The sequence below is a fragment of the Bacillota bacterium genome, from assembly GCA_033549065.1.
Classification (GTDB): domain Bacteria; phylum Bacillota; class Dethiobacteria; order DTU022; family DTU022; genus JAWSUE01.
This window is the reverse complement of record JAWSUE010000002.1, coordinates 144,530-158,272: the sequence shown is the minus strand read 5'-3', so window position 1 is coordinate 158,272 and position 13,743 is coordinate 144,530. Positions and strand designations below refer to the sequence as shown.

11 protein-coding genes are annotated in these 13,743 nt (G+C 49.8%); 4 read left to right on the top strand and 7 right to left on the bottom strand.

From position 1 onward, the window contains the following. Positions 1-13: 13 nt before the first annotated feature. Both SCJ97_01915 and SCJ97_01910 read right to left on the bottom strand, forming a co-directional pair. Positions 14-331 carry a MoaD/ThiS family protein gene (locus SCJ97_01915; protein MDW7738801.1) on the bottom strand — a complete coding sequence of 106 codons (318 nt, stop codon included), beginning with the start codon at positions 329-331 and terminating at the stop codon, positions 14-16. 49 nt (positions 332-380) lie between these two features. Beyond that, positions 381-2,528, bottom strand: coding sequence for an acetate--CoA ligase family protein (locus SCJ97_01910; protein ID MDW7738800.1), 2,148 nt, complete (start codon positions 2,526-2,528; stop codon positions 381-383). A gap of 174 nt (positions 2,529-2,702) precedes the next feature. Between SCJ97_01910 and SCJ97_01905 the strand changes: the two genes are divergently transcribed. Next, entirely contained in the window at positions 2,703-4,694 is a 1,992-nt protein-coding gene (locus SCJ97_01905; protein MDW7738799.1) for an FAD-dependent oxidoreductase, read from the top strand. Between the two features lie 143 nt (positions 4,695-4,837). Here the strand turns inward: SCJ97_01905 and SCJ97_01900 are convergent, their stop codons facing one another. After that, positions 4,838-5,935, bottom strand: a complete 1,098-nt coding sequence (locus SCJ97_01900) for an inositol-3-phosphate synthase (protein MDW7738798.1) — start codon at positions 5,933-5,935, stop codon at positions 4,838-4,840. 209 nt (positions 5,936-6,144) lie between these two features. On the opposite strand from SCJ97_01900, the gene SCJ97_01895 reads away from it, so the two are divergent. Beyond that, entirely contained in the window at positions 6,145-6,798 is a 654-nt protein-coding gene (locus SCJ97_01895) for an MBL fold metallo-hydrolase (protein ID MDW7738797.1), read from the top strand. 23 nt (positions 6,799-6,821) lie between these two features. Here SCJ97_01895 and SCJ97_01890 read toward each other — a convergent pair whose 3' ends face one another. The 4 genes from SCJ97_01890 to SCJ97_01875 all read right to left on the bottom strand — a co-directional run bounded on the left by SCJ97_01890 (position 6,822) and on the right by SCJ97_01875 (position 11,843). Further along, positions 6,822-7,568 carry a PIG-L deacetylase family protein gene (locus tag SCJ97_01890; protein ID MDW7738796.1) on the bottom strand — a complete coding sequence of 249 codons (747 nt, stop codon included), beginning with the start codon at positions 7,566-7,568 and terminating at the stop codon, positions 6,822-6,824. A gap of 93 nt (positions 7,569-7,661) precedes the next feature. Beyond that, on the bottom strand, positions 7,662-8,798 hold the full coding sequence (locus tag SCJ97_01885) for a glycosyltransferase (protein MDW7738795.1): 1,137 nt from the start codon (positions 8,796-8,798) through the stop codon (positions 7,662-7,664). Between the two features lie 135 nt (positions 8,799-8,933). After that, positions 8,934-9,932 carry a GNAT family N-acetyltransferase gene (locus SCJ97_01880; protein ID MDW7738794.1) on the bottom strand — a complete coding sequence of 333 codons (999 nt, stop codon included), beginning with the start codon at positions 9,930-9,932 and terminating at the stop codon, positions 8,934-8,936. Between the two features lie 30 nt (positions 9,933-9,962). Next, entirely contained in the window at positions 9,963-11,843 is a 1,881-nt protein-coding gene (locus SCJ97_01875) for a GNAT family N-acetyltransferase (GenBank protein ID MDW7738793.1), read from the bottom strand. A 180-nt stretch (positions 11,844-12,023) separates the two neighbouring features. On the opposite strand from SCJ97_01875, the gene fsa reads away from it, so the two are divergent. After that, entirely contained in the window at positions 12,024-12,680 is a 657-nt protein-coding gene (gene fsa / locus SCJ97_01870) for a fructose-6-phosphate aldolase (GenBank protein ID MDW7738792.1), read from the top strand. A gap of 4 nt (positions 12,681-12,684) precedes the next feature. Continuing rightward, complete coding sequence (locus SCJ97_01865; GenBank protein ID MDW7738791.1) at positions 12,685-13,704, top strand: M23 family metallopeptidase; 1,020 nt, start codon at positions 12,685-12,687, stop codon at positions 13,702-13,704. Positions 13,705-13,743 lie beyond the last annotated feature (39 nt).

Below are 13,743 nucleotides of genomic sequence, written 5' to 3'. Positions count from 1 at the left end.
TTCAGAAACCTGCTTACTTCTTTTCAGCCCGCCTGTCTGTTTCTTTGGCATCGTAAAACCCAAGATTAAAACGGTGAATACTCGGGACTCCCGGAGGGACATAGGCAACCCGGTCACCATCTTTAAGCCGGGTGGACAGCGGCATAATCGCCCTGTTGATAAAAGCCACTTCCACGCTTTCTGCAGGGATATCGAGCTCGTCCATCAGCTCCCTGGCCGTCAGCGATCCGGACATCTTATGGATATGTGGATTTTCCCAGCCGCGTTCCTTAAAGAGGAAGAATAGTTTTCCGAAACCGCAGACTTCCACTTCAGCTTCAGCTTCAGCCATTATTATACACCGTCTTCTCTTCTCTCCTGTTTACAGGAAGGAATTATGATTATTTTTCAAGCACAACCAGGGCATCAACGGCAACGGGCTGATTACCGCTGATCATGATCGGGTTGATGTCGATTTCGGCAATATCCGGGTGAAGGATGGCTATACTGCCGATGGCCTGCAGGATAGCTCCAAGGAGAGCCCGATCAACCTCCGGTAATCCCCGGTAGTTATTTAGAATTTCAGCAGACCGGATATCACCAATCATTTCTGCCGCTTCATCCCGGCTGAGCGGAGCTAACCTGAAAGTGTTGTCGTGGAGAGCTTCGGTAAAGATTCCACCCAGGCCGAAGAGGACACAGGGACCGAATCCCGGGTGCCGGACCATCCCGGCCATGACTTCACGCTCACCCTTGACCATTTTCGATACCAGGACCGGTATATCCTTCCCGGCTGCCTTGATGATCGACCGGAAAGCGTTCCGCACCTCATCCACGCTGTTCAGATTTAGCTGAATCAAGCCTTTTCCGGTTTTATGGACATATTCAGACGAACAGGCTTTTAAGACCACGGGAAAGTCGATTATTATCGCCGAAGCAACAGCCTCCTCTTCGTTAAAGGTGAGCATCTCCCGGCTGATCGGCACACCGTAGGCAGCGAGTATTTTTTTGGAGCAGTATTCGTTGAGGGTAAACTCACCATGCTCCAGTCCGTTTTTAATTATTTCCTCAACCTGCTCGGATTTTGATGGAATTTCGGCCGGCTGGAAGGGAGATCTTCTTTTCACCAGGTTATAACGGTGAAGGGCGAGCATGCCCCGGGCTGCTTTTTCCGGTGCATCGAAAACTGGGATGTCATTGTCCTGGTAAGCAGTCGTGTAGTTATCCTCTCTCCCGAAAAATGAGGAGAGGATGAGCGGGATGCCATATTTTTTCGGCAGTGAAACGGGACCGGTAAGATCACGGCTGAACTGGCTGATAAACTGCTCTTCATCTTCAAACCCGAGCAATTCCTTGATATGGGGGAAAACCGCCCGCAGAAACCCGCTGCTCATCAGTCCGTGGGCAATCATTCCATCAATTTCACCACTGCCCATTAGCAGCTCGGGTAGTCGGTTGCTGAGCACTTCGGCATCAAGGTGAAAGGTTAGATCCACCGGATTGCCGGCAGCGCCATAAGGCGGGATCAGCTCCCGGATCTTCTCCTGCAGGCCTTCACTGAATTGCGGTATATCAAGCCCACCGGCATTGCAAGTATGGGAAATTGCTGTGCCGGGGCCTCCCGAATTGGTTAATACTGCAATCCTGCTGCCTTTAAGCGGCGTCTGGGTAGCCAGGACCCAACCCTGGTTGTAAAGCTCTTCAACCGAGTCGACTCTTAGAATTCCGGCCTGCCTAAAGAGCCCGTCATAAAGGTAATCAGGCCCGGCCATCGCTCCCGTATGGCTTGAACCGGCCCTGGCGCCGGCTTTTGAACCGCCCACATACTGGGCAATGATCGGCTTTTGGGGGGTAATTTTTCTGGCAACTTCAAGAAAACGACTTCCGTCCCTGATCCCCTCAATATAAAGGGCGATTGCCTTTGTCTGCTGATCGGAGCCTAAAAATTCAAGAGCATCAATGATATTCAGGTCGCTTTCATTACCGACACTTATCGCTTTGCTGAAACGGATCCCCCGCCGCTGCAGGTAAGGCAGGGTCTGGGTAATATATGTCCCGCTCTGCGAAGCCATGCCAAGGCTTCCGGGCATTGCAGCAAGAGGCATCACGGTTACATTTAAATTGATCTCGGTATTAATAATACCCATACAGTTTGGGCCGAGAAACCTTATGCCGTGGCGTTCGGCAACTTCAATAAGCCGTTCTTCCAGTTTGTGCCCCTCTTCCCCTGTTTCCCTGAAACCGGCTGTTATGATAATAGCTCTCCTTGTGCCGATCCGGCCGAAATCGTCGAGAAGTTGAACCACCAGCTGGGCCGGCAGAACGAACATAACCAGGTCGGGAGCCTCAGGCAGGTCCAGCGCCGTCGGGTATGCTTTATAGCCGAAAATTTCTTTTTCGGTGGGATGAACCGGGTAAAATTTACCCGGAAAACCATCTTTAACAATGCTCAATGCCTGGATAGCGCCCATTTTCATCGGGTTGTTACCGGCGCCTACGGTGGCTATTGAACGGGGATACAGGATCTGCTGCAGCGGACTGCTCGTCATTATTATCGCCTCCCCTGGTAAAATTCAAGATATTTTGTCTATATTCCTTCCTTCTTTTTATACCTTTTATACGTTTTTCCAAAGATGAATAATTTGTGCCACCATTTCGGCAGGCTTTAAAATATTTGTGGCGAATTAATATTTATTCTCCCCCGAAAAGGAGCGATCACACAGATGAAATTGTTTGAGCCAATAAAAATCGGAAACCTGGAACTTAAAAACAGGATCGCCATGCCGGCGATTCATCACTGCTATACTCCTGATGGTTTTGTTAACGACAGGCTGATTAAATATTACGAAACCAGAGCCCACGGCGGAGCAGGGTTAATCACTATCGGCGGCTGCACTATCGATATGCTGGGACCGGGCCCAATGATGGTCGGCCTGCACGACGATAAATTTATTGAAGGCCTGAAAAATCTGACCGCAGCCGTCAGGGCAGGCGGGGCGGCCGTAGCAGCCCAGCTCTACCAGGCAGGCCGATACAGTCACAGCATGATGAGCGGTAATCAGCCGGTGGCCCCCTCACCGATCGCCTCCCGTCTGACGAGGGAGACCCCGCGGGAAATGAGCGCCAATGACATCGAAACAGTTATTGAAAGTTTCGGTGAAGCGGCGAGAAGGGCTAAGGAATCGGGGTTCGATGCAGTGGAAATTATCGCCAGCGCCGGTTACCTGATCTGCCAGTTTCTTTCACCTATCACCAACGAGCGAACAGATCAGTACGGAGGATCCTGGGAAAACAGAATCCGCTTCGGAGTGGAAGTTGTCGGGAGAGTGAGGGAAAAGGTTGGTCCTGATTTCCCCATAATCGTCAGGCTCTCCGGCCACGATTTCATGCCGGGGAGCAATACCAACATAGAAGCAGCCATGTTTGCCACTGAACTGGAGAAAGCAGGCGTTGACTGCTTTAATGTAACCGGAGGGTGGCATGAGTCACGGGTGCCCCAGATAACCGGAGATCTGCCCAGAGGCGGTTTTGCTTACCTGGCAAGAGGCATTAAAGAAGCAGTCACTGTGCCGGTTATCGCCAGCAACCGGATCAACGACCCCCTGGTTGCCGAGGGAATCCTCCGCCACCATCTGGCCGATATGGTTAATATGGGCCGCCCTCTGATTGCCGATCCCGATCTACCCAACAAAACCCTGGCTGGTGAATTGGGCTCGATAAGACGCTGTATTGCCTGCAACCAGGGCTGTCTCGATATGGTCTTTACTTTTCAGGATGTGCACTGCACAGTTAACCCGCTTGCTGGAAGGGAATTTGAGGTTGAGGTAAAACCTGCCGATGAATCGAAAAAGGTGCTAGTCGTCGGCGGCGGGCCGGCCGGTTTAGAAGCAGCAAGAATAGCTGCCGAGAGAGGGCACAGGGTAACAATCTGGGAGAAGGGGCAAACGCTCGGTGGCAACCTGCTTTATGCTGCCATGCCACCGGGCAAAGAAGATTTCAACACCTTCCTCGATTTTTATGAAGATCAGCTGGCCCGCAACGGTGTGACGATCATCCTGAACCGGGAGGCGTCGGCAGAGGAAATTGCCGGTTTCGAAGCAGACGTTGTGATTGTAGCAACCGGTGGCAGGCCGCTGGCGGCACCATTTCCGGTAAAAGATTCTATTCCGGTCGTAAGCGCTCAGGAAGTACTGGACGGTTCAGTTATACCCGGCAAAGAGGTGGTGGTAATCGGCGGAGGTTCCGTCGGCTGCGAAACAGCCGTCGCGGTGGCTGAAATGGGCGCCATCTCGGCTGAAACGCTTAAATTTTTGATGGAAAACGATGCCGAAACTCCTGAAAGATTAAAAGAGCTGCTTAACCGTGGAACACGCCGGGTTACCCTGGTGGAAATGGAAAAAGGAGTGGGGCGCGATATGGGAATCAGCACCCGTTGGGTAACGATCAAGTGCCTGCACCGCCTGGGCGTAAAGGTCCTCGACCAATGGACCGTGAAAGAGGTTAGCGCTGAAGGAGTGACCATCGAAAAAGAAGGCGCTGTCAAGACTCTTCCGGCCGATACCGTAATCCTCGCTATCGGTGCCGCCGCCAATAACAAGCTTTTTGAAAAACTTGAGGGAAAGGTCAACGAACTGCATTTGATTGGCGATGCAAAAAAGCCGCGTAAAATAACTGAAGCTGTCCGTGAAGGTTTCGATTTGGCCCGGAGCCTTTAATACTCACCATAAAAATGATCGGCTTTATAAACTATTGAGGTACAGCCTGAAATACAATTAACACCCTGCCGTAATTTATCGGCGGGGTGTTTTTAATAAATCAGGTCAGTATTATTAAATTGCGGACGTCTTCTCTTTTAAAATCAGCTTTTACCGCGAATAAAATCCTCGGTCATCTGATAGGCCACGTGATCGGGGTACTGACGGGGCGGATGCTTGGAAAAGTAGGCTGACGGACCTTCAAGCACTCCTCCCTCTTCCCTGTCGAGGGCAAGTTTACAGCAGCGAATGGTGTCGATGGCGATACCGGCCGAGTTGGGAGAATCTTCAACACTTAAACGCATTTCAAGGTTGATGGGCACATTTCCGAAAATCTGGCCTTCCATGCGCAGGAAGCAAACTTTATTATCTTTCTGCCAGGGCACGTAATCACTCGGCCCGATATGAATATCCCTGTCGGCAAGCCTTTTGGCCGCGGCCGACTGGACCGCTTCGGTTTTCGAGATCCTTTTGGTGGCCAGTCTTTCATGGTTAGTCATGTTCAGAAAATCGGTATTTCCTCCGGTGTTCAGCTGGTAGGAACGATCAAGCTTAACCCCGCGCTTGCTGAATAGCTCGGCCAGGGCACGGTGAATAATAGTCGCCCCCATCTGGGATTTAATATCATCGCCGATAACGGGAATATTTTTTTCTTTGAAGAGGGCTTCCCATTCGGGGTTACTGGCGATAAAAACCGGGATGTTGTTGATAAAGGCTACTTCGGCTTCAAGTGCGCAGCGGGCATAAAAGCGGGCTGCTTCTTCCGAACCAGCCGGCAGGTAGTTAAGGAGCACTTCTGCCCCGGTTTCACGCAGGATATTGATTATCTCTTCTTTTTCCGGTTCTTTTTCTTCGCTGAGAACAAAAGTATACTCATCTTCAAACTTAAGCATATGATCGGAAACCCCGTCAAGCACACGACCCATCCGGACTTTCACTCCGGTCGAAGGCAGATCGGGAGAGAAAAGGGTTGTGCAGTTGGGAGGAGCCAGGACGGCGGAATTCACATCCTCCCCGACTTTACGTTTGTCAATATCAAATGCCGTGACTACCTCAATATCAAAAGGGCGATAACCGCCTATTTCCCAATGCAATAAACCGACCGCGTCTTCTGCTGTTTTATCCCTGTAGTAGTGGATTCCCTGGACCAGGGCGCTGGCACAGTTGCCGACGCCGACAATTGCAACTTTTACTTTGGACATTACACTTTCCCTCTTCCTGCTTTGATTGGAACCGTAATCCCGGATTAATTGTTCACAGAAAATATTATAACCTATGATGCAAGTTTAGGGAAATAAGCTATAGAAAATATAGATTATCAGAAATGGGGTCCGCAATTAGAGGAAGGACAATGCCCTGACGATTTAGAATTATATATAAAAGATAGAGATGAAGAGCGGAGGTGCTCAGAATGAGCAAAACATTTGAATTGGTCGGCAAAACGGGAACCCTGGAAATATACAGGCTGGAGACCGAGCCTTTCGGGACAAATGCCTATGTGCTGATCTGTACAGATAACAATGAAAGCATCCTGGTCGATGCCCCCGGCAATGCCGGAACAATAATTGAAAAACTTGCGGGAACGGACGTAAAATATATCCTGATTACCCACGGTCACGGGGATCACGTCATGGCTTTGAATGAAATTTACGAGGCTCTCGGCGCGCCACTGGCGGCACACGAGGGTGATGCCGGAACACTACCGGTGAAACCGGACAAGCTCTTGAAGGATGGCTATTCTATAGAATTCTGTGATTACAAGATAGAAGTTCTCCACACTCCGGGACACACTATCGGCGGGTTATGTTTTAAGGTAGGCAATTACCTGATAGCAGGCGATACCATCTTCCCAGGCGGCCCGGGTAAAACTTCAACACCTGATGATTTCCGTCAGATTCTGCAATCTATCAAAAACAAAGTTCTCGTCCTGCCCGATGAGACAGAGATCCTGCCCGGACATGGCGAATCTACGGAACTGAAGAAAGAACGTGAACAGATCAAGTCTTTTGAATCAAGGAAGCTCGGCGAAAAAATCTGCGGTGATGTTACCTGGATGGAGATTTAGAACCACCTGATTATGAATTATGATCACCAGGGAATTTCCACCCGGTGAAAAGCTTCAGCCAGCTCGAATTCCTGGTCGCGGGCAGCATCACGGGCACGTTGGGTCAACCACTGTTTGATTGATGGGAAATGATGCCCACCCACCTGGCTCTCATGGCACTGCAGGGCGGCAAGCTTGGTTTCATATGTATCGGTGATATCGGAGAAGTAGTTGGGATCTTCACTCGCCCAGAGGAAGATCTCCTTTACTTTATGGGGCATCAACCCTTCTTCATAGAAATCTGGGTAAGATAGATGGTCGCGGGCATAGGGAAAAGCGGCATCCAGTACAACCTGGCCGGTGATCCGGTGATCACGGTGCCAGATATAACGCCGGTAGGGGTCGGCAGTGACCAGTGCATCAGGCTTAAAGGTGCGGATCCAGCGAACGATTTCCTTGCGGAATTCGGGAGTATCCTCCAGGGTTTGGTCTTCATAGCCGAGAAAGATCACTTTCTTAACCCCAAGTAGATCGGCAGCGGCCTGCTGCTCTTTCACACGGGTTTTGGCCAGTTCTTCAGGTTTAACTGCAGGATCGCTGGTTCCCTTTTCCCCGCCGGTACAGATAACATATACCACGGTTTTCCCTTCCCTGACCCAGCGAGCCACGGAACCGGCGGCACCAAATTCTGAGTCATCAGGGTGGGGGCTGATAATCATTATATCGGCTTTAATTTCTTCGGTTAAATCTTTTACCGGCTTCTTTGCCGTATTTTTATTCGCTTTTACCATTTTACCGCTCCTTTAAGCTTTTACCACTGATTCATTACTGCTGTCGATTATGTAATTATAATGAATACCTGCACCGAATGTCAAAGAGTTAGATCACAGCAGTTCCCGGCACCGGGCATCAAGGTGGTCGGCTGCCGCCGTCCAGTTAAACGGGGCAAGAACGTGATCAATTATCGATTGATTAATCTTTTCATTTCTTAATAAAGCCGAACGGAGGCTGGAAGCCCAGAGCGCCGGATCGCGCTTTTCAATCATCCAGCCGAGAGGGCTTTCGGTGTATGCGGTCAGCAGTTCGGGAATGATACCAACCCTGCCGGCAACCAGAGGTGTCCCGCAGGCCAGCGATTCCAGGGCAGCCAGGCTGAGGCTTTCATAATATGAAGGTATGGCGGTCACCGCGGCGGCGCTGTAAAACAGCGGCAGCCTTTGATGATCAACTGTTCCCATAAAAATTATCCTTTCCGGAATTCCGAGACCGGCTGCAAGCTCTTTCAGCCCGGCAATTAAAGGTTCTCCGGCAGAATCACCGCCGATTAAAATGACTTTAAAATTATCTTCCAGGGGCAGCAGGGCAGCGGCCCTGATCAACAGATCCAGCCCCTTGACCGGCTCGGTACGCCCGACGAAAAGAATGATTTTTTCGCTGCCCAATCCCAGTTCTCTTCTCGCCTGAAAAGGATCGTGGGGTTTGAAAAGCCGGCGATCGATGCCGCAGTAAATCCGGGCAACTTTTCCAGGTAAAAGATTGTAATAGTTGCACAGCCTTTCCTTTTCACTCTCGGCTGCTGCAACCAGCAGATCGCAGTTTCGGGCCAGGTTTTCCTCTTCCCTAATCCGTTCCGGAGGCTCCTTTTCCTCCAAGCAGGCTTCATTTTTTGCCCTTCCCAGGGTATGAAACATGACCAGGTGCGGCAGTTTAAACTTTTGCTTAAGCAGCTGTCCAGCCACGCCGGAGAGCCAATAATGGCTGAAAAGTATATTGTAACCACCTTTTGTTTGAGTAGTATCCAGCTCGATAAACCTGTAAATGGCTGATGCAACCTGTGAACTGCAGGGGTAAATTTCATTTTTCGCCAGGTTTCCCTGTCCGTCATCAATATTAAGCAGGCGAACTCCAGGGAATACTTTTAGGACAGCGGGAGCTTCCGGGTCTGTTTTACGGGTATAAATATCGACCAGGTGCCCTGCATCGGAGAGTGCGGAGGCAAGACCAAGTTGATAGGTGCTCATCCCTCCGGCATCCTTGGTGCCGAGCCTGCCGACAGGTGAGCTGTGAATGCTCAGGAACGCAAAACGCAGAGAGTCTATTCCGATAACCCCTTTCCCCCGATTTTTGCCCTAATGATATTTTCCCGTATAGAACTATTACAAATTGACCACGATATGATAGATGGGCACTGCTGTGCCGCCGAGACGGCTCTTGTATACTTCCCGTCCTTTTAGAAAATCAAATACCCGGCGGCCTTTTTCAATACTATCCTTTATGCAGAGTACTTTTGAAAGCAACCCCACACTTAAAGAAGCATAATCGGAACTGTAACCGCTGTTGTAGAGGTAGATATGATTGGCGTAGTCAAAATATAAGACGATGGCGGTATCGATACCATCTATTTCAAGAACTCCAAAACGAACCATGTTTAATTCAGCCGTTAATTCAATCAGTTTATTGAAATAGTTTTCCATCGGGCCGGTCATAAAATCGGCCTTCTCGGGGTTCTGCAGGAATAGTTCGAGAAACCGGGGCAGGTAGTCGATAACATCTTCCTTTAGTTCGATTACCCGGTAGCTGAAAGTCTCGGTTTCGTCGCCAAGACGACGCAGCTTGCGCCTTACTTCGTGACGCTGTTTTTTGTTTAACAAACTGAGATAATCTTCCCAGGTGGCAGGTAAAATTATCTCTGATGATTCGTTTTCTGCTTCAAAGACGGCTTTAATCCCGACAATACTTTCAAAGTTCTTACTGTTCTTACTGAAAAGCCCTTTGAATGCAGCAGCATCAGGCCGTTGAGCCTGCAGCACAAGTTTTTCTATTCCTTCTTCTTTAAGGTGGGTAAGATGGGCCTGAAAAAAGGCCTTTTCCCGGTCTGGTTGCAATACGTAGTCTAGATAATCAAAAACCTCAGGGCTGCCGATGAGGAAAGCTGTTTTATCCCGGCGGACCAGGGGAGCAATCCCGATCAATTCGGCCTTTTCCCATGCTGAGCGCAGTAAGAGATCGAAACCGGAAATGGCACCAAAGCTATCCCACCAGGTTTTTTGCCATAGGGGCATGGTAAAAACTGAGGGCCAGTTCAGTTGATGCTCCGGCCCTTTCCAGTATTTATGTAGTGAATCAAAAGATTCTTTTTTAAATTCTATGGTCATAATTGCTAAATCCTCTTATCAACCCAACTCTTATTTTAAATAGATGATAACGTTGATCAGACCGCTGTCCCATTTCCGGTCGAATTTCAAGCCCAATTTATCGATCATGCGGAATACGGCCAGGTTGTCGGGCAAAATATCAGCCGTCAGGGTATGCAACCCCTGGTTCTTGGCCACGGTTACCAGGTAGGAAAAAAGTTCAAAACCGATTCCCTTGCCCTGGTACTCATCGCGAACAACGATGGAGATTTCCGCTGACAATGTATCTTCGGAAATGCAGTACTGGGCCTGACCGGCAATCTCTTCCTGCCCGGCGCTCTTAACAACAGCGAGAATAGCCATTTCCCTGGTGTAGTCAATGACAACAAAGTGTTTCTGCAGCTCGGGGTGCGGGATATGTCTCCTGATCGAGAGAAAACGGCTGTAGATACTCTTTTCGGACAGCGAATAATAGAAATCTTTCATCAGCGGTTCATCGCTGATTTTCACCGGCCGCAGGAAAATGCTGAAATTGTGCCTGGTTGTGCGGTATGTTTCGAGATGCTCGGGATATTCACCCTGGGCACCGGGGAAAAAGGCCTGATCCTTGTAAATAAGCGAGCGTTTTTTCGCTTCTTCAATTAGCCATGGCCGGAATTTGGGATGGGCGATGGCAATAAGACTCATGGCTCGCTCCCTGATATTTTTGCCATGCAGGTAGGCGATTCCGTACTCGGTAACCACATAATGAATATCGCCACGGGTCAGGGTAACCCCTCCTCCCTCTTTCAGGGCAGGAACGATACGCGATGCCTCGTCATCGCGGGTTGTTGAAAGGAGGGCCAGAATATTTTTACCGTAAGGCGCGAGGACAGAGCCGCGCATAAAGTTGGCCTGCCCACCTATACCGCTGTAGAAGGTGCTTCCGAGCGATTCTGCCGAAGCCTGTCCGCTCAAGTCGATCTCGAGGGCGCTGTTTATGGCAGTCATATGGTCATGGCCGGCGATAACCATGGGGCTGTTGGTGTAATCGATCTCCTTGAAGAGAATAGCCGGGTTATCGTTAATATATTCGTATGTTTCCCGGCTACCCATGCAGAATGACGCGACCAGTTTACCCCGGTTCCGCTCCTTTTTACTATTGTCGATTACCCCTTTTTTCATCAATTCAATCAGCCCGTCTCCGAGCAGTTCGGTATGCACGCCGAGGTTTTTCTTGTCACAGAGGCAGGATACTATTCCGTTGGGCACACTTCCGTAACCTACCTGGATCGTGTCACCATCTTCGATAATCTGGCTAACATAGTGACCAATCTTGTTCACAATTTCAGGATCGAGCCCGGGGCTTCTGAATTCGAGAATCGGTTCATGGTGAAAAACCAGGTAGTCGAGTTCATCAATGTGGATGAATGTGTCTCCGTGCACGCGCGGCATAGCCGGATTAACCTGGGCAATGACCAGCTGGGCATTTTCGGCAGCGGCACGGGTAATGTCGAGGCTAATTCCCAGGCTGCAATAGCCGTGTTCGTCGGGCGGAGAAACCTGGATAAGGGCTACATCGACAGGAACCTGGCGGCGCCTGAAGAGAGCGGGTACTTCGGATAAGAAAATGGGTGTATAGTCGGCTGCTCCTTCATTCACTGCCTGTCGGGTAAGATTGCTGATAAAAAAAGAGTTTTGGCGAAAATTATTTTTCAGCTTTTCGTCATTATAGGGAGCAACCCCCAGGGTCCAGACGTGCAAAACTTCGGTATCGAAGAAGGCTTTCGGGTTTGACTCCACGTATTCAACGAGGAGCTGAACAAGGTGTTGAGGTTCGCCGCAGCCGGTTGAGATAAAAATGCGGTCACCAGCCCTGATTTTGCAGAATATTTCATTGGTCGAAGCAAACTTTGTCGGGAATTTTTTTTGCAGTTCTTCGTAAGTATCTATGGCCGATCACCTTCCTGAGCTTAATTTTATCAGTCTTGGCAGTTAGTGGCAACAGAAACAAAAAGGGATTGAGCAGTGTATAATATAAAGTACGGGTAGTCCCGGAGTTGCATTGATGGTATCATGTTGGTAGAATAACCAAATAATAGTGCTGGATAAGAATTCAGAGGAGGAATTTTGATGAAACTCTATTTAGATACGGCAAATGTTGATGAAATCCGCCAGGCGGCTGAGTGGGGAGTGATCTGCGGGGTCACTACCAACCCTTCGCTGGCGGCAAGGGAAGATATGGAATTTACAGACATCCTGCCCGAAATATGCAGGCTGGTTGACGGACCGATCAGCGCTGAAGTACTCTCGCTGGAATACGAAGGAATGCTGAAAGAAGCGAGGAAACTGGCCTCGGTCCACCCGAATGTTGTGGTCAAGATACCAATCATTCCAGAAGGAATGCGGGCAGTGAAAACTTTATCAGCAGAGGGGATTCGAATAAATGTTACGCTGATCTTTTCCGCCAACCAGGCTATGCTGGCGGCGCGGGCCGGAGCGTCTTATGTGAGTCCCTTTTTAGGAAGGCTGGATGATATCGGCCATACCGGTGTCGATCTGGTTCGCGATATTGTCGATATAATCGACCTGCATGATCTGGATACGGAAGTGATTGCCGCAAGCATTCGCCACCCAGAACATGTTACTGCCGTTGCCCTGGCAGGCGCACATATTGCCACCATGCCTTTTAAAGTTCTGCAGCAGATGTTCAGACACCCGCTGACCGACCTGGGGATCAAAAGCTTCTTAAGTGACTGGGAAAAGGCAAAGAAATCCAGGGGCAAGTAGTTAAATGAGCAACCAGAGAAGAAACACCGGCTATTACTGGCTTGTGCTGGCCTTGACCACCTTTGCAGTAATTAGCGCTGCATATCTCTATCTTACCGGCCCGGGGGGAGACAGCGGCGTTACCGAACCGGTAAGGGCTGACACGATCGTGCCCTACAATTCAGCCCGGGAGGGATCTGAGGTTGAACCCCAAATATTTTTCTACCCTCTATCACCCGCTCCCGGCGATTTCCTTATTGTTGAAGCCGGTCCTCTCCCCCAGGGCGAAGACTTCGAGATCGATTTTGATTTTTTTGGGGTGCTCTCGGATTATTATCATGTGGGTAACCTTTTATTCGCCGTGATTGCGGTCAACTGGGATATCAATCCCGGAACATACAAAGTAGCTGTTGTACCTGTTCAGGAAAATGCAACTGCAAAGGGAGCTGCATTGGCCGAAGGTCAGGTTGAAATCGCCGCGAAAGAGTTCAAGTTTTCCCGGTTCAGTATGCCGGCAGATAGGACTGCCGGCTGGACCGCTGCCCGACTGGCCGAAGATCGCGAGAAAGTCCGCATTGCCCGGGAAACGACCGAACCTCACCCGCTCTGGGTTCAAACTTTTATTCCGCCGCTGGAGGGACGAATTTCTTCTGAATATGCCGCTATACGGGTAATCAATAACAATCCGCCTCGTCGTCACGCCGGAATTGACATCGCTGTCGATGAAGGAACTCCGGTTATAGCCCCCAATCGCGGGATAGTCAGGCTGGCTGAGTTTCTGCTGTCCGGAGGCAATTCGGTAATTATCGATCACGGCATGGACCTTTCAAGTACCTACCTGCACCTGCATACAATAAATGTAGAGGTTGGAGATATTGTTGAACGGGGCGATTTAATCGGCACGGTGGGGATGACCGGTTATGCTACCGGCAATCACCTGCACTGGGAAGTCAATATCGGCCAGACCCCGGTTAATCCCGGGCAGCTGATGGCCAATGAACTTTTATGGATCCCTCCTGCATACCAAAAAGATTATTTATGGTAAAATAATAAATTATACCAATTCATATTAATTTAATAGGGG